Below are 18233 nucleotides of genomic sequence, written 5' to 3'. Positions count from 1 at the left end.
CTTCGTACCTTTCTTATCAGGAGCTTCTAGAGCTCTCTTTTTTCGTTTCAGGCAATCCATTGGAATGCAACTCTGATAGACTCGCTACAAAATATCGGAATGTAAGCTCTGCAAAAATGCTAAACAAAATTTCACCGAATGCTGGCTCCTTTATCCGCTTGCGGCAGGAAGGGCGTACTGATGAAGTTGTTCGTCGCCTGATAGAAGCTATTGATTTAGGACTTTTTGTTGAAGGGCAGCAACTACCGAGTGAGAGTGAACTTTCAGCACAGTTCGGTGTATCAACAGTGACCTTGCGGGAGGCTCTTGTTTACCTTCGGCAACGAGGCGTCATTGAAACACGAAGAGGGCGTAATGGAGGGAGTTTTATTTGTTCCTCTGCAGAAACGCCACAAGAATTACTGTTTTCTCGTCTACGCGAACTTAGCACTATAGAACTTCGTGATTTGAGCGATGAACATATGGCTATCTCTGGGGCTGCAGCAAGGTTAGCGGCTCAACGTAGTACTGAAGAGCACCATCATCAAATTCGAAGGTACATAGAAGCGCTAGGTCAAGCTAACACACGTCGAGAAAAGCGTCGTGCTGACGCGCGTTTCCATATTGAAATAGCAGCAGCTACGCAGTCGATTCGTCTTACTCATGCCGAAATTAGACTTCAGGGTGAATTGGGGGAATTACTGTGGTTGCCATTAGCTTCAACACCAAGCGTCCAACAAATCCAATCTTCACACCAGATGATTCTTGACGCCATTATCAATGGTGATACTAACTTGGCAGGTGCACTAGCTGAAGCACATGTTTGCAATGGTATCAAGCGAGTGATTAGTGCCAAGTTGGAATTGATGGCGTCTGAGGATGACTCCTGATCGGCATGGATATTGCTTATTAAAACAGTATCTCTATACATATAGAGCTATTGTTTATTGGTTTTGGTCCCGTAGAGGTCCTCAACTGTAGGGGAAATGTCATGTCAACTGAACATGTTCAGCAGTCCTGTCTCGATGGCATCGTAAGAGCCGTACAAGAGGTTTTTGAACGTTTGGAGCTTATCAGGCAAGCGACTCATGAAATTATTGAAAGTAAAAACGAAGGTTTCGAAACCTTAGTTGCCAAGGATTTCAGGGCACTTCGACCGCTACTCGATGAGCATTTAAACTCCACCAGAACCGCTCTTCAGGGAACCGGGATCGTGCTTGAGCCAGGTTTGCTTAAAGATACCGAAATGCACATAGAATGGCGTCAATTTAGTACGAATGACCGCATAGTCCCTCTTAGTCCTAATTTTAATAAAAGTAGTGACTACTTTTATAACTACACTGAAATGCCTTGGTTTTCCAGGCCCCGCTCCATGGGAGGCCGTATGATAGCAGGGCCATACGTTGATCTATATGGTCAAGATATGTACATCCTCACTTTCTCTTTGCCCATAAGCATCAAGGGACAGTTTGCTGGTATTGCAGGTGCTGATATTGCTCTAAGTCGTTTTGAATCTGTGTTAGTACGTGCACTTATGCAGATTGAACATGATGCGATGATAGTGTCAGACCAAGGTCGTGTAATAGCTGCAAATAACTCTAGATATATAGCGGGTGAACTCGCACGGCGTGAGCTTAGCTTGCCACAGAATCAGTGCTTACCATTGGACTTGGGTGATGACGGATTTCATTGGTCATTGCTGCAGCCATCTTCCCCTTCAAGTCATCATCACATGGTTGTATGAGTAGGTTTAATGCCTGTTTTTTTGTACAAGCAACACAGCAGATTGATGTTACCTTGAGTAGCATAAGCCACAATCACATTACCTCTGTTACCAAATGTAACCATAAATTACCTTAGGATTTGCCTCAATTGCGCACAATTACGGTGCGTAATTGAGGTAGATGCACCATGATTTTCCCTAATCAAAGCCCGTTTAAGCTCTAACAGTGCATTACTGACCGCAAAAACATAAAAGATATTATATTATATGTTTTGGCACGCAACATGCTTCTATTAAGTTGAACAACATGGCACATCAGGACTTCGACTGGCTGAGGAGCACTGAATTGCCATGCGGTTGAGAACAAAAATTACAATTTTTTGACTGGAATCGTTCAACTTCAGAGGAACAAAAAAATGGAAGCGATCCGTAAACATTTACCGGAAAGCTGGTCTCTGGTCCTTTCTGCTTTTGCTGCCGCTTATGGCATTGGCCTGCTAGCCTTACTAGCATTGCCGTACATGATCAGTGCCGTAATCAATGACCTAGGTCTAGATGAGGCACAGGCAGGCTACCTTCTTTCTGCAGAATTTCTATGCATGATGTTGGCATCCTTGGTGGTTGCACCCCTAATGGGTAAGGCACCCCGAAAAACAATTGCCCTTCTGGGCGCAGTAATAGCCATATTTGGCAACCTTGTATCCGCGCACCTTGTAGATATCACCACATTAACCTTAATGCGGTGTTTAGTAGGTATTGGCTGTGGCTTGGCCTTTGCCTGTGGTAACGCAACAGTATCAAGTGCCCGAGATCCAGATAATGTTGCTGGTTACATGAATTTGTTTTTCGTAGCGATGATGACCGTAGTCATGGTGACATTTGCCAGCGCTATGGCTGAGGGCGGCTTAGCTGGCGTCTATTATGCTCTAGCGATCACGCAGGCAATAATGATGTTGCCAGTATTTTTGATGAAGCAAAAAGCAAGCACGGATGTTCACCCTCACCACAGCATAGGGTCAAATAAGAAGCTTATGTCCGGTGCGGCGATTGCGATAATGGCTGCGACTTTTCTTTTCTCGATGCGAGACACAATGGGCTGGGCCTTTGTTGAACAGGTTGGAGTTCGTGTTGGTTATGATGGTGAAACACTTGGCTTTCTTTTCTCCCTTCAAGCATTAGTTGGACTTATTGGACCGCTTGCAGTTGCTGTAATTGGTAAGCGCCTTGGTGTTGGTACTCCTGTCATCCTGGGCATACTGCTTACAGGGACTTCTAGTCTCTTTTATGTTCTTGGAGAGACTTCTAAGTTGATGTACACAATGGGTGTCATGGCGATTGCCGCAACTTATTTCTACACGCTCGCTTATCTCACTTCTTTGGCAGCTTTTCTTGATAGTGAGGGACGACTCGCAGCTGCTTGTGGTGCGTTCCTTACATTGGGGATTGCTGTAGGGCCGTCAATTTCAGGAACTCTAATTTCATGGGGGGGCTATACCGCTACTGCCTGGGGTATAGCTGTCGCAGTAGGTCTCACTTTAGCTGCTGTAATGATTCCAATTGCCCATGCCAAAGAACGGCACGAAGCGGTCACTGCTGCACTGGCAGATGCTAATGCGGCACCTTGACTTCTGATTTCTCCGTATTAACCCCGCCATGAGCGGGGTTTTTTTCAACATCAAGAGCCTACTCATACTATGTTTCGATAGGTTGGCTATAAATGCATCATTTCAGTAAGAGTTTGGTAGAAAAATAAATATAACATATGCTTTAATATGTTTGTCTTACATGTGCCATAAGCAACGCAGGCTAGAAAGCCTGATAAATCAATGGCCTAAATATCATAGGAGCGTGATTTTGACTAAGCGTACCCGTGCAGATTGGCAGGCTTTTGCTGATTCTCTATCTATCGAGGGCCGTGCTTTTATAGACGGTGAATGTGTTGATGCTATCTCCGGAGGTGTCACTAACAATATAAACCCTGCAAATGGAGCTGTTACCGCTAAAGTTGCGTACTGTGACGAGCAGGATGTTGACCGGGCTGTAGCCTGCGCTAAAGAAAGCTTTGAAAAAGGCCAGTGGCGTAAACTTGCACCTTCGAAGCGAAAAGAAATACTACTCCGGTGGGCAGATCTCATTGAACGTCACTGGGAAGAACTAGCGTTACTAGAATCGATAGATACCGGGAAACCAATTTCTTGTACCATGGATGACGATGGTGGTGATGTACACTCCAGTATCCGAACGCTTCGCTGGACTGCCGAATGCATAGACAAAATTTATGGTGAAACAACCCCATATGAAGAGGGTACACTTGGAGTCGTAACTCGCGAACCAGTTGGTGTTGTAGCTGCCATTATGCCTTGGAACTATCCACTAGCTACAACTATGTGGAAGCTTGCACCTGCACTTGGAGCTGGAAACTCCTTAGTGCTAAAACCCGCGTCTTTAACACCCTTAACGGCCATTAAAATAGCAATTCTGGCCTTTGAGGCAGGGGTGCCCGCTGGTGTCTTGAATGTTATAACAGGTCCTGGTGCACGGTTGGGTAAAGCATTGGGAATGCATATGGATGTGGATTGTATAGGTTTTACGGGATCCACCCCGATAGGAAAAGAGCTTTTGAAATACTCTGGTGAATCTAACCATAAATTGATTTTTAACGAGCTAGGCGGGAAAAGTGCTAACATTATTTTCCCTGATGCAAACCTTGATAAGGCCATACTATCCTCAGCTGCGGCGATTTTCTTTAACAGCGGGCAAACCTGTAGTGCGGGATCTCGTTTATTTGTGCATGAAGATATCCATGATGAAGTAGTAAGTCGCCTAGTCGAAGTAGCAGAGTCGAACTGGCAACCCAACGACCCTATGGATCCAAACACTGTTATGGGTCCAATGATAAGTCAATCACAATTGGATACAGTACAGAGTTATGTCGATTTGGCTATAAAGGAAGGAGCTACCGTTGCTTGTGGTGGTAGCCAGATCACTATTAATGATTGTGAGCAATACTACAAACCAACTATTCTCCTGAATGTTACAAATGATATGCGTGTGGCGCAGGAGGAAATATTTGGACCTGTGCTGTGTGTCATTAAGTTCCAATCAGTCGATGAGGTCATAAATCAGGCTAACGATTGTATTTATGGCCTCTCAGGTGCGGTTTGGACCCGTGATCTAAATACCGCCCATAGGGTGGCATATGAGATGCGCACGGGAAATGTAAATGTAAATTCATATTTCGGTGCGGATAATCAGATTGGTCTGCCGTTTGGTGGATTCCGTCAGACTGGGAATGGGCGTGATAAATCAATGCATGCATTTGATGAATATACAGTGCTCAAAGCTATCTGGTTCGATTTTCGTTAAAAATAATATTATACATATAAATTTTCAGTATATAAATTGATATGCTTTTTACTTAAAAAGCGAAACCTGATTCAGCTTAATGAAATAACGCTAACACGCATGATTAGGGTGTCAAAACCGAATATGCCCTAATCATGCAACTAAGGAAGGTATGAATAAGCCCCTTCCAACTCCCTCAGCCTCCATTTCCTCAGAACCGGGATCGTAGACTGAGCATTTTTTTCCGTTTTAACCGGCTGAAATTGCCTTCTCAGGCCTGGCCGACGGACTAACCCTATGCCCTCAACATCTGATCCACAAGCACAACATTGGCCAATGCGAACAACATGGCCAAATTGCTGTCGTTTTTCTTCAGGCCGCGGTAACGGGCTTACACGAAGCCGAAATGCCATTGATTGCCTTTTTTGGTCTGATGCGCTTCCGAATCGCGCTCGCCAGTTTAATTCTTAGTGGAGGTGGGAGCTTCGATGATGGTGGCATCGATCAGTGAGCTTTCTTTCAGCAGTACACCGGCTACTGGTTAACCTCTTCCAAAAACTCTCGAGTCAGTCCGTGGCGCTCCAAAAGATGACGGAGGTTCTGGGTGATGGTGTGAACGGGGATAGCTTTGTCGAGTGATAACGAAGAAAACAAACGCATGGAAACAACTTCATAAAGCGTATATTCCATGGGGGTTAACTGAGGTTATACCACTGCTGCATGCGGTGAATGCGAAGCATGGTGGATTGTATGGCACGGGCGAAGATCATTACAGACCTTTGGATAGTGAGGGGCGATGACAGCTTCGAGATGAACAATGGGATCAGCTTGCCCATTCTTCTCAGGAACTTCTCATTCGGGTGAGGGGGATTTCTGAAAGAGGTGCAGAAGTACTGTCCTGCCATCACCAAGGCGGATCTCAGGCCCTATCCGGCCGGTGTGCGCGCCCAGGCCGTATCGAAGGATGGCAAACTGGTGGATGACTTCCTGTTCGTGCGCACCCGGCGTACCATCAATGTCTGCAACGCCCCTTCACCGGCGGCGACCTCGGCCCTGCCAATTGGTCGCTATATTATTGCCGAGGCATGCCAGCAGTTTCGACTTGAGCCGGTCGCGGCCTGAGTTGTTTGGCTGCGATAAAACTTTACGTTTAAATCGACCTCGCTGACCTTGGTAGCAGGGGTGTTAGTATCGGGGTATTCCAGTAACCGACAGCCTGCTTTGTGCGGCCTGTCCCAGTATCAGAGAATCAATATGCAGAGCAGTGAACTTGTCAAAAGCCAGGCGTATGTTGATGGGCGCTGGATCAGCGCGGCATCCGGTAACACCCTGGAGGTTCTGAACCCGGCGACTGGCGAGAAGGTGGGCGAGGTGCCAGATCTGAGCGCAGCGGAAGCGAGCCAAGCGGTTGAGGCGGCTGATCGTGCCTTTGCCAGCTGGAAGAAAACCACGGCCAAATCCCGTGGTGCGCTGCTGCGTCGCTGGTTCGAACTGATCATGGAAAATCAGGAAGCGCTGGCACAGTTGCTGACTGCCGAGCAGGGCAAACCGCTGGCCGAGTCTCGCGGCGAAGTGGCGTATGGCGCCTCCTTTGCCGAGTGGTTTGCTGAAGAAGCCAAGCGCACCTACGGCGACCATATCCCGTCACCAGCACCGAACAGTCGTCTGATCACCATTCTCCAGCCCGTAGGCGTTGTCGCGGCAGTCACACCCTGGAACTTCCCGGTGGCGATGATCACCCGTAAGATTGCGCCGGCACTGGCTGCTGGCTGTACCGTGGTGCTCAAGCCCGCGGAAGATACCCCCTTGTGTGCACTGGCGCTGGCGCAGCTGGCTGAACAGGCCGGCTTCCCTGAGGGCGTGATTAACATTGTCACCACGGCTGACCCGGTCTCGGTCGGTGATTGCCTGACGTCTCACCCGCTGGTGCGCAAGGTGTCCTTCACCGGCTCGACTCCGGTGGGCAAGCATATCCTCAAGCAGGCCGCCAACACGGTGAAGAAAGCGTCCATGGAATTGGGCGGCAATGCACCTTTCATTATCTTTGATGATGCGGACCTGGATGAAGCGGTGAAAGGTGTTCTGGTGTCCAAATACCGTAACGCCGGCCAGACCTGTGTCTGCACCAACCGCATCTATGTGCAGAGCGGGGTCAAGGATGCCTTTGTCGAGCGCTTCCGTGCTGCCGTTGCCGAACTTAAGGTGGGCAAGGGTGAAGACGCCGGTACCGAAATCGGTCCGCTGATTAACCGCCGCGCCGTTGAGCGGGTGGAAGGTGTTGTGGAGCAGGCTATTGGCGAAGGTGCCGAACTGCTGCTGGGCGGCAGTCGCCACGAAGCAGGTGAACTGTTCTATCAGCCGACCCTGTTGGGCAATGTGAATGAAAGCATGGATATCGCCAACCAGGAGCTGTTTGGTCCGGTGTCCACGCTGTTTGTGTTTGACGATGAAGATGACGTCATCGCCCGCGCCAATGCCACGCCGTTTGGTCTGGCCGCGTATTTCTACTCCCGTGATATCGGCCGCTGCTGGCGTGTCGCCGAAGGGCTGGAGTACGGCATGGTCGGCGTCAATGAAGGCATCATCTCCAACGAAGTTGCACCCTTTGGCGGAGTGAAAGAGTCCGGTATCGGTCGTGAGGGCTCGCGTCATGGTATCGATGACTATCTGGAGCTGAAATACATCTGCATGGGCGGCATCCAGAAGTAATTCTGCGCTTTTGTACAGCCGCTTCATCAAGGGCCCTTCGGGGCCCTTTTTCGTGTCTGGAGCTACCCACCCGGGCATATATGGATCATTTTTGCGCTTCGATATGCTGGGTGTCAGTCAAAGTATAAGGAGCCAACATGAAAACACGTGATGAATGGCTGGCGCTGAGCCAAACGCTGGAGTTCAGAAACCAGGCGTACATTAACGGTGCGTTTCGTGCCGCCGTCAGTGGCCGTGTCTTCCCGACGCAAAACCCCGCTACCGAAGCCGTACTGACCGAGGTCGCCGAGTGTGATGCTCCAGATATTGATCTGGCTGTTGACGCGGCGCGTGTAGCCTTCCGTGCCCGTACCTGGGCGGAGCTGGACCCGGGGCAGCGTAAACGCATCATGCTGAAGTGGGCCGACCTGATGGAGGCGCACCGCGACGAGTTTGCGCTGCTGGATACTCTGGAAATGGGCAAGCCGATCAGTGAGATGCTGAGCATCGATGTGCCAGATGCCATCGACTGTATCCGCTGGACCGCGGAGTGCATCGACAAGGTATACGGTGAAATCGCGCCCACAGCTGCCGGTACGCTGGCGATGATTCATCATGAGCCGGCCGGTGTCGTCGGTGCCATCACCCCCTGGAACTATCCGTTGATGATGGTGTGCTGGAAGATTGCGCCGGCGCTGGCGGCGGGCAACTCCGTGGTGCTCAAGCCCTCCGAGAAGGCGATGCTGAGTGCTCTGCGTCTGGCCGAGCTGGCCAGCGAAGCAGGACTGCCGGATGGCGTGCTGAACGTAGTGCCGGGCTTTGGCCATACCGCCGGCAAGGCACTTGCGCTGCATATGGACGTCAATGTGCTGGCGTTTACCGGCTCCACCCGCGTGGCGGGCATGCTGATGGGGTACGCCGGTGAGTCCAACATGAAGCGTGTCTGGCTGGAAGCCGGCGGTAAGTCGCCCAACATTGTCTTTGCCGACGCCGATATCGAAAAAGCGGCGGCGGGCGCGGCGGCAGCGATTTTCTCCAACCAGGGCGAGGTGTGTATCGCCTGTTCGCGCCTGTACGTGGAGAACAGTATCAAGGATGAGTTCATGGCCGCACTGCTGAAAGCGTCCGAGCGTTACCGTGCCGGTGATCCGCTGGACCCTGCCACGACCATGGGGCCGGTTGTCGATCAGACTCAGCTGCAAACGGTCGAGCGCTACATTGGCAGTGCCATCGAAGAGGGTGGTCAGGTTGTGCTCGGCGGTCAGCCAGAGTACCAGCGGGGCAAGGGCTTCTTTGTGAAGCCGACCATCATCGATAACACCCACAACGGCATGAAAGTGGTGCAGGAAGAGATCTTTGGCCCGGTGCTGGCCGTCAGTGGTTTCGACACCGAAGAAGAAGCGCTGGCTTTGGCCAACGACTCCCGCTATGGCCTGGGTGCCGCCCTCTGGACTCGTGATATCTCCCGCGCCCATCGTGTCAGCCGCAAGATTGAAAGCGGCATGGTCTGGGTGAACACCTGGGGCGAAGGCGATTCAACCGTGCCCTTCGGCGGTGTGAAGGGGTCCGGCAATGGCCGCGACAAATCCCTGCATGCGCTGGAAAAGTACGTCGATATCAAGAACGTCTTCATTCGACTATAACCAGGTTAGCCCGGCCGCTGACTGCTCGGTGGCCGGGTTTACTGAGCGCCCTGGTTTTCCAGCTCGTTCAGGTGGGTCAGGAACAGGTTGAAGATCTCCGATTGAGTCGAGGTGTTCAGCCGGGTATGGATGTTCTTGCGGTGAACCTTCACGGTGCCGGGGCTGATATTGAGCATGCCGGCAATCGCCTTGGAGGAGTGGCCCTGCAGAATCAACGCCGTTATCTCCTGTTCGCGACGTGTCAGAACCCCTGAGGCGAAGGTTTTCAGGGCTTCTTTCATGGCACTGTCCGATTTCTCGTACTTCACATACTCCTGCGACTGCGACAGCCAGAACTGTCGAATCAGAGAGCTGATCACTGGCGCGATGCTTTGCAGGCGCTGCAGTTCGGCGCGAGTCACCGGCCCCAGTGTGGATTTCCGGCCCAGTGTAAGGGCGCAGGTCACCTGCTGGTTCAGCTGGGTCACGAGACTGATCTCTTCGGTCAGGTCAAAGTTCTTGTAGCAGCTCTGATAGTACTCCGTGGACTCGAAGGAATCCGGCGCGATCTCGGAGAGCCGGCTGATGGTGGCAATCTCTTGCGTTTGTATGGCGTTGAACAGCGGGTCGAGCACAAAGTACTTGTTGATGTAGTTGTGCAGGGTGATGCTGATGTCGCCCGGGTCAGTGGGGTAAATAATAATCGGCTTGAATGACTTTTTATAAGTGACCATCAGAGCCGTGTCGAAATGACACAGCTCCGATAGAAACTCAACCAGCGAATTGGGAAAGCTCTTCAGCCGCGAGTGGTCAATCAGTGTAGCCAGACTGCGATTGAACTGGGCTGAGGGGCTTTCTAAATGATTGCTTTTGATCATTTTCTACTGCCTGAGTCAGGTGGGCTGTTATTCGCTCTGCTTGAGTGACGCCAGGGTCAGGTCAAAGCAGTGGCGTGCTTTTTCGCACAGCTCATCCACTTCGCTGCGGCTGATTACGAGTGGGGGCGCCAGTACCATGCGGTCACCCACAGCGCGCATGATCAGGCCGTTTTCAAAACAGTGATCTCGGCAGACCAGCCCGGCGTTGGCGTCTTCAGGGAAGGGGGTGCGGCTGGCTTTATCCTGCACCAGCGCCATACCGGCCATCAAACCCACTCCTTCAATATGGCCCACCAGCGGGTGCTCCGCCAGGGTGGCGCGCAGCTGCTGCTGGAAGTAGGGGCCGATATCCGTGCCAACGTAGTCGACAATGTTTTCCGCTTTCATCAGGCGGATATTCTCCAGCGCCACGGCGGCAGCCGTCGGGTGACCGGAGTAGGTGAAGCCGTGGTTGAAATCCTCGTCATGAGCAATCAGAGCATCTGCCACACGATCACTCATGGCGACCGCGGCAATGGGCAGGTAGCCGGAAGACAGCCCCTTGGCCATGGTGATCAGGTCGGGTTCGATACCCAGTGTCTGGCTGCCGAACCAGCTGCCGGTGCGGCCAAAACCACAGATCACCTCGTCGGCCACCAGCAGAATGCCGTACTTGCGACAGATGGCCTGGATTTCACGCCAGTAATTGGCGGGCGGTACGATGACCCCGCCAGCGCCCTGCACTGGCTCGCCAACGAAGGCGGCAACATTATCAGGGCCGACCTGCAGAATGCGCTCTTCCAGTGCCTGTGCACAGGCCTTACCGAACGCTTCCTCGTTCATATCGCCGGCTTCGCCATACCAGTAGGGCTGACGGATGTGTTCGATATTCGGCACCATTGGGCCGCCCTGAGCGTGCATACCCTTCATCCCGCCCAGGCTGGCACCGCCGATGGTACTGCCGTGGTAGCCGTTTTCCCGTGAGATGATGATATTACGGTAGGGCTTGCCGACCACGCTCCAGTAATGGCGTACCAGGCGGATCATGGTATCCACGGCTTCAGAACCGGAACCGGCAAAGAAAATACGGTTCAGATCTCCGGGTGTCACCGAGGCGATTTCCTGCGCCAGGGCGGTTGCCGGGGCATGAGTGGTCTGGAAAAAGGTGTTGTAGTAGGGCAGCTGCTGCATTTGCTGAGCGGCCGCATCCACCAGTTCCTGACGGCCATAGCCCATGTTGACGCACCAGAGGCCGGCCATGCCGTCGAGAATTTTATTGCCTTCCGTGTCCCAGAGCCAGACACCCTCGCCCTTGCTGATCACGCGCGCGCCCTTGGCATTCAGAGCACCGGTATTGGTGAAAGGGTGCAGGTGGTGGGCGGCGTCGGTGGCCTGAATATCGCGGGTTGTGAACATGCTCTCTTGCTGGATCGGCATACTGACCTCCGGTCTTATTGTTGGTGTGGGGGCTGGATCACGAATGTGATCACAAACCATGATTTTGTGATCACATTTTTAGCAAGTCAATAGATTGTTCAAAATATGTCCAGGCGGCATGTTGTTTGGTGGAGTGTTGAATGATCGCGAAAGAGGTGGTTCTCAGTGTGTCTGGGCGGTCAGGTAATAGCGAAACTCCGGGCTGTCGGCCAGGCTCACGCCTTCACGGATATCCGCTTCAATGGCCTTGCACAAGGCGGCTTCGTCCTGGGCTTCAATGGCGCTGAGGGCTTCACTGTGACGGTCGATCAGCTGGTCCAGGTCCAGTTCATCCAGTGCCAGGCGCATAAAGGGGCCAAGCTGAAGCCACAGACTTTCCACCATGGGCAGGGTCACCTGGTTGGGGTTGGCAGCATAGAGCGTGCGATGAAAAGCCTGATTGAGAATGCCGGATTGCTCCAGTTGGCCTTGCGCCTGCAATTGATCGATCTGGGCATCAATTTGTCTAAGCTCATTGAGGGTAGCTGGCGTAATATAGGGGAGTGCGCGTGCCGCTGCATGGGTTTCGATACAGATGCGGGCTTCGCACAGTTCCCTGAATTTGGGCGCAGTCATGCCCGGCACCTGGATACGACGATTGTCCCCGATCTCCAGGGCGTTTTCTGCCGCCAGCTGCCGTAGTGCCTCGCGAACCGGCATATTGCTGACATCCAGAACACCGGCCAACTCGCGAATGGTCAGGGCACGTCCGGGCAGTATTTCTCCACACATCACGGCGTTGCGAAGTGTCTTATATACCCATTGGGTGATAGTTACAGCGTCAGAGCGCTCGGTTAAGGTGATTTGTATTGGGGACGTTTTATCCATGTCGGTTCCGGCCTGGAAGTGTTGCCCACAGTGTAATGTGATCACGGATGCCGGTGAATGTTTTCTTTCAGCACCGGGCTGTAAAGCAACTGCGATACCTTGCACGCGAAACGACCGCAGCCTGCCAGGTCTGGCCCGATATCCGGGCCGATGGGTGAGCGGGGCGCGGAATGATATCCAGAGAGAATCTTCTATGTCTGTTGATAATGAAAAAGAATTGGACCTTTTTATTACCGATCTGAACGGTAATCTGCGAGGCAAACGCATGCCAGCGTCGGCGCTGAATAAAATCATGGAAGAGGGCGTTAAACTGCCGCGTTCCGTGGTCGGGGTCGATTTCTGGGGTGATGATGTCCTGGATAACGGGCTGGTATTTGAAACGGGTGACAGTGATGGTGTTTGCATGCCGGTGCAGAAAGAGCCGGTATCCGTGCCTTGGGCGGAATCTCCACGCAGCCAGCTGATGGCAACCATGTTTAACCCTGATGGTTCTCGTTTCCTGGCGGATCCTCGCCAAGTGCTGGCATCGGTAGTCGACCGCTTCAAGGCACTGGGACTGACGCCGGTAGTGGCCACCGAGCTTGAGTTTTACCTTATGGATGCCGAGTCTGAAGAGACTCAGCGTCCCAAGCCGCCGGTACTGGTTGAAGGTCATGGTCGCCGACTGGCGGAGACGGACTGTTACTCGATTGATGAAATGGATGGCCTGGCCTCTTTCTTCGCCGAGGTCCGTGCTACCTGTGAGCTTCAGGGAGTACCGGCCGATACGATTATCTCCGAGTTGGGCCCGGGCCAGTTCGAGATCAACCTCAACCACGTTGACGACCCCATGCTGGCCGGTGACCAGGCCATCATGTTCAAGCGCCTGGTGCGTGGTATTGCCCGTAAGCACAACTATTCTGCCACCTTTATGGCCAAGCCCTATGCCGACAAGAGTGGCAACGGTTTCCATGTTCATTTCAGCCTGCTGAATGAACAGGGTGAGAACGTGTTCGACAATGGCGGTGAAGAGGGTACGGATGTACTCATGCATGCGGTGGCCGGTTTGATGCAGACCATGCCGGAAAGCATGCTGGCCTTTGCCCCGCACTTGAACTCCTATCGCCGTTTCATGGTGGGAGCGCATGCGCCGACCTGTGCCAGCTGGGGCTATGAGAACCGCACCGTGGCGATCCGTATTCCGGAAAGCCCACCCGTTGCACGCCGTATTGAACACCGTGTTTCCGGTGCGGACGCCAACCCATACCTGGTGCTGGCGACCATTCTGGCGGGGGCTCTGTACGGTATTGAAAACAAGTTGATGCCGCCGGAATCCGTAGAAGGCGATGCCTACTCTGAAGATGTGGACCCTGAACTGGCGCTGCCGAACAAGTGGGATGATGCCATCAAACTGTTCAGCCGCAGCAAGATCCTGAAGGCGTACATGGGTGAGGAGTTCGTCCACGTCTTTACCGCTGCCAAGCGCCAGGAGCTGCAGAAGTTGCACGCGCAGATTTCCGATATTGAGTACGAGTCCTACCTGGGCTTTCTTTAATACGAGCTGCTGAGGAATTGGGGTAAAGAGTATGAAAGTCGGAATCCTGGCGGCGGGAACCTCGCCGGATGAGCTGGTCAGCCAGCATGGCAGTTACGCCGATATGGTGCAGGACCTGCTGCAGCGCTCAGGTGTCGACGCCGAGTTCTGCCGCTATGAGGTGAGGCTGGATGAATTTCCCGCCGGAGCCGATGCCTGTGATGCCTGGGTGATCACAGGCTCCAAGCACAATGTGGACGAGGGTACGCCCTGGATTGCGCGTCTGGAAAGCCTGGTGCTGGAGATTGTTGCGGCGAGAAAACCACTAGCGGGCATCTGCTTTGGACATCAGATTATTGCTCAGGCATTGGGCGGCAAGGTTGAGCGGTTTGACGGTGGCTGGGGTCTGGGGTTGCAGGAGTATGCCTTGCTGGATACCGGGTTGCTCGACACCGGTGAAGCATCAAGCTTCAGCATCAATGCCATTCACCAGTATCAGGTGGTTGAGAAACCGGAGTCTGCCGAGGTGTTTGCCACTTCTGATTTCTGCCGTTATGCCGGCCTGGTGTATGGCGACAGGATTGTCACGCTGCAAGCGCATCCCGAGTTCCAGAGTGATTTTGAGCAGGCGCTGCTGCAGTTGCGCAAGGGCGCTGTGTTTTCCGATGCGGATGCCGACAAGGCGCTGGCTAGCCTGGATTTGTCAGCCAGCGGCACAGACTCGGACCGGGTCGGTCACTGGCTGGCCCGCTTGATGATGACGGCCGAGTAAGTATTAAGGCTTAACAGGCCGGGTTTTATAAAAGGGGATACCCGTTGTCGCAGGTATAAATCTTGCGGCGATGGGTGTCCTTTTTTTGTGTCCAAAATAAACCGACCCGGTTTTTTTTATCGAAATACAGCCGTTCTTTATAGCCCTCGTTATTCTTTTTGCACTGAATTGGTGCGAGCTGTTCGATTGCAGGGCATGGTTTTGCTTGGTTTGGACGTTCGTTGCTTTTGCAGGTGATTTGTCGGGTGTTTGTCTTACATTCGAGGATCTTCTGAAAACGTAAATATATCCCCTGGTGGGTATATATCTGCAAGCGGGCTGAAACGTAAGGTGTTTACACAAGGGCAAACGTCTCTGCGGAGATCATTTCCCACTGGGTTTACATGCCGGCGCCAAGACCGGTTCATCTAAATACGAGAAACAACATGTCTGCACTTTCACATACCACATCGTATTATGCAGCCTCTGCAAACGATAAGCGCATTCGCCCGGCTCTGGAAGGTCAGGTGCAGGCGGATGTATGCATCATCGGCGCTGGTTTTACCGGGCTGTCCACCGCGCTGCATCTGTCTGAACAGGGCTTCAAGGTTGTTGTACTGGAAGCCACGCGTATCGGCTTTGGCGCATCAGGCCGTAACGGTGGGCAGATTGTTCACAGTTACAGTCGAGACATCGATTTCATCGAACGCCACTATGGCCAGGAAACCGGCAAGGCGATGGGGGCCATGGCGTTTGAGGGTGGCAAGATCATTCGCCGCCTGGTGAAAGATTACGGCATTCAGTGTGATCTGAAAGACGGCGGTATTTTCGCAGCCTGTAACGGCAAACAGTTCAAGGAGCTGCAGGAGAAAAAGGCGCTTTGGGAGAAGCATGGCCATCCGGATCTGGAATTGCTGAGCGAGTCCGAAGTGCGTTCTTACATCGGCACCAGCCGTTACGAAGGGGCGCTGCTGGATAAATCTGGCGGTCATTTCCATCCGTTGAACCTGGTACTGGGTGAAGCCCAGGCCGTTGAGTCCATGGGCGGTGTCATCTACGAAGGCTCACCCGCGGTGAAAGTGGAAGAGGGTGAGAAGGTTAAGGTTCACACGCCCAAAGGCTGTGTAACCGCCAACTTTATCGTGGTGGCTGGCAATGCTTACCTCGGTGACCTTATTCCCAAACTGCAGGCCCAGGCGATGCCCTGTGGCACTCAGGTGATCACCACTGAACCTCTGAGTGAAGCCCAGCAGCGTGACCTGCTGCCGCAGGATCAGTGCGTGGAAGACTGTAACTACCTGCTTGATTACTACCGCCTGTCCGGCGATGGTCGTCTGATCTACGGCGGCGGCGTGACCTATGGCGCTCGCGAGCCAGGTAAAATTGAATCCCTGATCGTGCCGAAGATGCTGAAAACCTTCCCGCATCTGAAAGAGACCAAAGTGGACTTCGCCTGGACCGGTAACTTTCTGCTGACCCTGATGCGCCTGCCCCAGTTTGGTCGTGTCGGTGCCAATGCCAACATCTACTACGCCCAGGGCTACAGCGGCCATGGTGTGACCTGTTCACATCTGGCGGGCAAGGTGCTGTCGGATGCCATTCAGGGCCAGGCCGAACGCTACGACATTTTTGCATCCCTGCCGCAATACCCCTTCCCCGGCGGCCGCATGATGCGCATCCCCTATACCGCGATGGGCGCCTTCTATTACAACCTGCGCGACAAGCTGGGTATCTAATTCCGGTAAACCCTGGTGGTTGGTGATCTGAAGCGCCAGATCATCAACCGACCTTGAAATAAGCATAATAAATCAAACAACAGGTCATTTTATGAATAGTAACCCGACCGTTTCTGCAGGCCCCCTGACGCAGAATCATCGTCAAAACCTGTCCCAGAAAACCCGCTGGATTCTGTTCTACAGTGCCATTATGGCGGGCTTTGGGTACCTTTCCACGCAATATGCTGACTCCGGCAACTTCGGCTTTATCAGCATCATGCCCGCTATTCTGACACTCTGTGTCGCGGTCTACAGCAAGCGCTCGCTGGAGGCTATCTTCGCCGGGATTATCGCCGGCTTGATTCTGCTCAACCCGATGGAAGTCGTTACCGGTCTCGGGGATCTCTCCATCAACGTGGTGATGAATGAGACCATCGCCTGGATCGTACTGGTGTGCGGCATGATGGGCGGTTTGATCAATATTCTGGAGCGGGGCGGCAGTGTCGTCAGCTTCGGTGAGATTCTGGCCCGTCGCATCAAAACCAAGCGCGGCACCATGCTGACCACCTGTTCGCTGGGCATCATGGTGTTCATCGACGACTACCTCAACTCCCTTGCGGTGTCGGCATCGATGAAGACGCTGACCGACAAGTACAAAATCTCCCGCGAGAAACTGGCCTACCTGGTCGACTCCACGGCAGCCCCCGTGTGTATTCTGGTTCCGATCTCTACCTGGGCGGTCTACTTTGCCGCGCTGCTGGAAGAGAACGGCGCGACCGAATCTGGCAAGGGTATGTCGCTCTACATCGAATCCATCCCTTTCATGGCCTACGGCTGGGTGGCGCTGCTGGTGGTTTTCCTGGTCGCTGCAGGCGTGATTGGCAACCTGGGTGCCATGAAACAGGCCGAAGCCCGTGCGCAGAAAGGTGAAACCGTACCCCCGGGCGTGGCGCAGGACGGCTTCGATACCTCGAAGATCAAAAAAGTGTCGCCCATGGTTGGCCTGATCAACTTCCTGCTGCCGATGGCCGTACTGGTCGGTGCCAGTGTTTACTATGAAATCGACCTGCTGCTGGGTGCCCTGACTGCATCCCTGTTCACCATGGTGCTGTACTACTGGCAGAGCCTGCTGAACTTTGGCCAGATGGTCGACTCCATGCTGGATGGCTTCAAGGTGATGCTGCATCCGATCGCCGTGGTCTGTGCCGGCTTCATGCTCAAGGACGTGAACGATCAGCTGGGTATGACCCCGTACATCATCGAGTCCATCACACCGTATCTGTCAAAAGAGCTGCTGCCGGCGCTGGTGTTCGCTGTCATGGCGGCGGTGGTATTCGCCACCGGTTCCAGCTGGGGCGTGTTCGTGGTGTCTCTGCCGATCGTGATCCCCATTGCCCAGACCATCGATATGTCCATGCCGCTGACCGTGGGTGCATTGCTCTCAGCGTCCGCATTTGGCAGCCACGCCTGCTTCTTCAGTGACTCCACTGTGCTCTCGGCGCAAGGCTCCGGCTGTACCTCCATGCAGCATGCCTGGACCCAGATTCCTTATGCTCTGCTGGGTTCAGTGTTCGCCTTTATCGCCTTCCTGGTGCTGGGCTTCGCCTTCGCCTGATCCCTGCCTCACCCGACCCCTGTCATCCGGCCCCGACCGGGTGGCTGGGGTCACCCTCTACTCAAAGTTTCTGATACCGCCAAACTCTCTCTCCCCATTGGCATCGCTTTGTCATCCCGGG

Annotated in this window: 13 protein-coding genes and 2 pseudogenes; 11 read left to right on the top strand and 4 right to left on the bottom strand. The window is 53.2% G+C overall.

Annotation, left to right across the window (positions count from 1 at the left end; genetic code table 11):
* The first annotated feature begins 116 nt into the window (after positions 1 to 116).
* From O3C79_RS14980 to O3C79_RS14965, 4 genes are all read left to right on the top strand, one after another.
* Complete coding sequence (locus tag O3C79_RS14980; protein WP_494383755.1) at positions 117 to 869, top strand: FadR/GntR family transcriptional regulator; 753 nt, start codon at positions 117 to 119, stop codon at positions 867 to 869.
* Between the two features lie 101 nt (positions 870 to 970).
* On the top strand, positions 971 to 1723 hold the full coding sequence (locus O3C79_RS14975; RefSeq protein ID WP_494383754.1) for a cache domain-containing protein: 753 nt from the start codon (positions 971 to 973) through the stop codon (positions 1721 to 1723).
* 395 nt (positions 1724 to 2118) lie between these two features.
* Positions 2119 to 3327 (top strand): MFS transporter, encoded by a 1209-nt coding sequence (locus tag O3C79_RS14970; protein ID WP_494383753.1) that lies wholly within the window; start codon positions 2119 to 2121, stop codon positions 3325 to 3327.
* A gap of 160 nt (positions 3328 to 3487) precedes the next feature.
* Positions 3488 to 5068 carry an aldehyde dehydrogenase gene (locus O3C79_RS14965; RefSeq protein ID WP_494383752.1) on the top strand — a complete coding sequence of 527 codons (1581 nt, stop codon included), beginning with the start codon at positions 3488 to 3490 and terminating at the stop codon, positions 5066 to 5068.
* A gap of 379 nt (positions 5069 to 5447) precedes the next feature.
* On the opposite strand, the pseudogene O3C79_RS14960 reads toward O3C79_RS14965, so the two are convergent.
* Positions 5448 to 5901: pseudogene (locus O3C79_RS14960) on the bottom strand (transposase); the annotation flags it as partial.
* Between the two features lie 13 nt (positions 5902 to 5914).
* On the opposite strand from O3C79_RS14960, the pseudogene O3C79_RS14955 reads away from it, so the two are divergent.
* The 3 genes and pseudogenes from O3C79_RS14955 to O3C79_RS14945 form a co-directional block, all read left to right on the top strand.
* Positions 5915 to 6169, top strand: a pseudogene (locus O3C79_RS14955) (L-2-hydroxyglutarate oxidase); the annotation flags it as partial.
* 132 nt (positions 6170 to 6301) lie between these two features.
* Complete coding sequence (locus O3C79_RS14950; RefSeq protein ID WP_494383751.1) at positions 6302 to 7756, top strand: NAD-dependent succinate-semialdehyde dehydrogenase; 1455 nt, start codon at positions 6302 to 6304, stop codon at positions 7754 to 7756.
* A 137-nt stretch (positions 7757 to 7893) separates the two neighbouring features.
* Positions 7894 to 9378, top strand: a complete 1485-nt coding sequence (locus tag O3C79_RS14945) for an aldehyde dehydrogenase (RefSeq protein ID WP_494383750.1) — start codon at positions 7894 to 7896, stop codon at positions 9376 to 9378.
* A gap of 38 nt (positions 9379 to 9416) precedes the next feature.
* Here the strand turns inward: O3C79_RS14945 and O3C79_RS14940 are convergent, their stop codons facing one another.
* The 3 genes from O3C79_RS14940 to O3C79_RS14930 all read right to left on the bottom strand — a co-directional run bounded on the left by O3C79_RS14940 (position 9417) and on the right by O3C79_RS14930 (position 12518).
* Positions 9417 to 10235 (bottom strand): LuxR C-terminal-related transcriptional regulator, encoded by an 819-nt coding sequence (locus O3C79_RS14940; protein ID WP_494383749.1) that lies wholly within the window; start codon positions 10233 to 10235, stop codon positions 9417 to 9419.
* Positions 10236 to 10262: 27 nt separating this feature from the next.
* On the bottom strand, positions 10263 to 11651 hold the full coding sequence (locus O3C79_RS14935) for an aspartate aminotransferase family protein (protein WP_010321752.1): 1389 nt from the start codon (positions 11649 to 11651) through the stop codon (positions 10263 to 10265).
* Positions 11652 to 11813: 162 nt separating this feature from the next.
* Positions 11814 to 12518 (bottom strand): GntR family transcriptional regulator, encoded by a 705-nt coding sequence (locus tag O3C79_RS14930; protein WP_010321751.1) that lies wholly within the window; start codon positions 12516 to 12518, stop codon positions 11814 to 11816.
* Between the two features lie 193 nt (positions 12519 to 12711).
* Here O3C79_RS14930 and O3C79_RS14925 point away from each other — a divergent pair, with 193 nt between their 5' ends.
* The 4 genes from O3C79_RS14925 (at position 12712) to O3C79_RS14910 (ending at position 18112) form a co-directional block, all read left to right on the top strand.
* Complete coding sequence (locus O3C79_RS14925) at positions 12712 to 14052, top strand: glutamine synthetase family protein (protein WP_010321750.1); 1341 nt, start codon at positions 12712 to 12714, stop codon at positions 14050 to 14052.
* A 31-nt stretch (positions 14053 to 14083) separates the two neighbouring features.
* Positions 14084 to 14803 carry a glutamine amidotransferase-related protein gene (locus O3C79_RS14920; protein WP_417532944.1) on the top strand — a complete coding sequence of 240 codons (720 nt, stop codon included), beginning with the start codon at positions 14084 to 14086 and terminating at the stop codon, positions 14801 to 14803.
* 425 nt (positions 14804 to 15228) lie between these two features.
* Positions 15229 to 16518: an NAD(P)/FAD-dependent oxidoreductase gene (locus O3C79_RS14915; RefSeq protein ID WP_010321748.1), complete on the top strand. Its 1290-nt coding sequence runs from the start codon at positions 15229 to 15231 to the stop codon at positions 16516 to 16518.
* A 91-nt stretch (positions 16519 to 16609) separates the two neighbouring features.
* Positions 16610 to 18112, top strand: coding sequence for a Na+/H+ antiporter NhaC family protein (locus O3C79_RS14910; protein ID WP_010321747.1), 1503 nt, complete (start codon positions 16610 to 16612; stop codon positions 18110 to 18112).
* Positions 18113 to 18233 lie beyond the last annotated feature (121 nt).

It is taken from the genome of Marinobacterium sp. NO-S09 (assembly GCF_059179545.1).
This window is presented reverse-complemented; position numbering and strand designations above follow the sequence as displayed.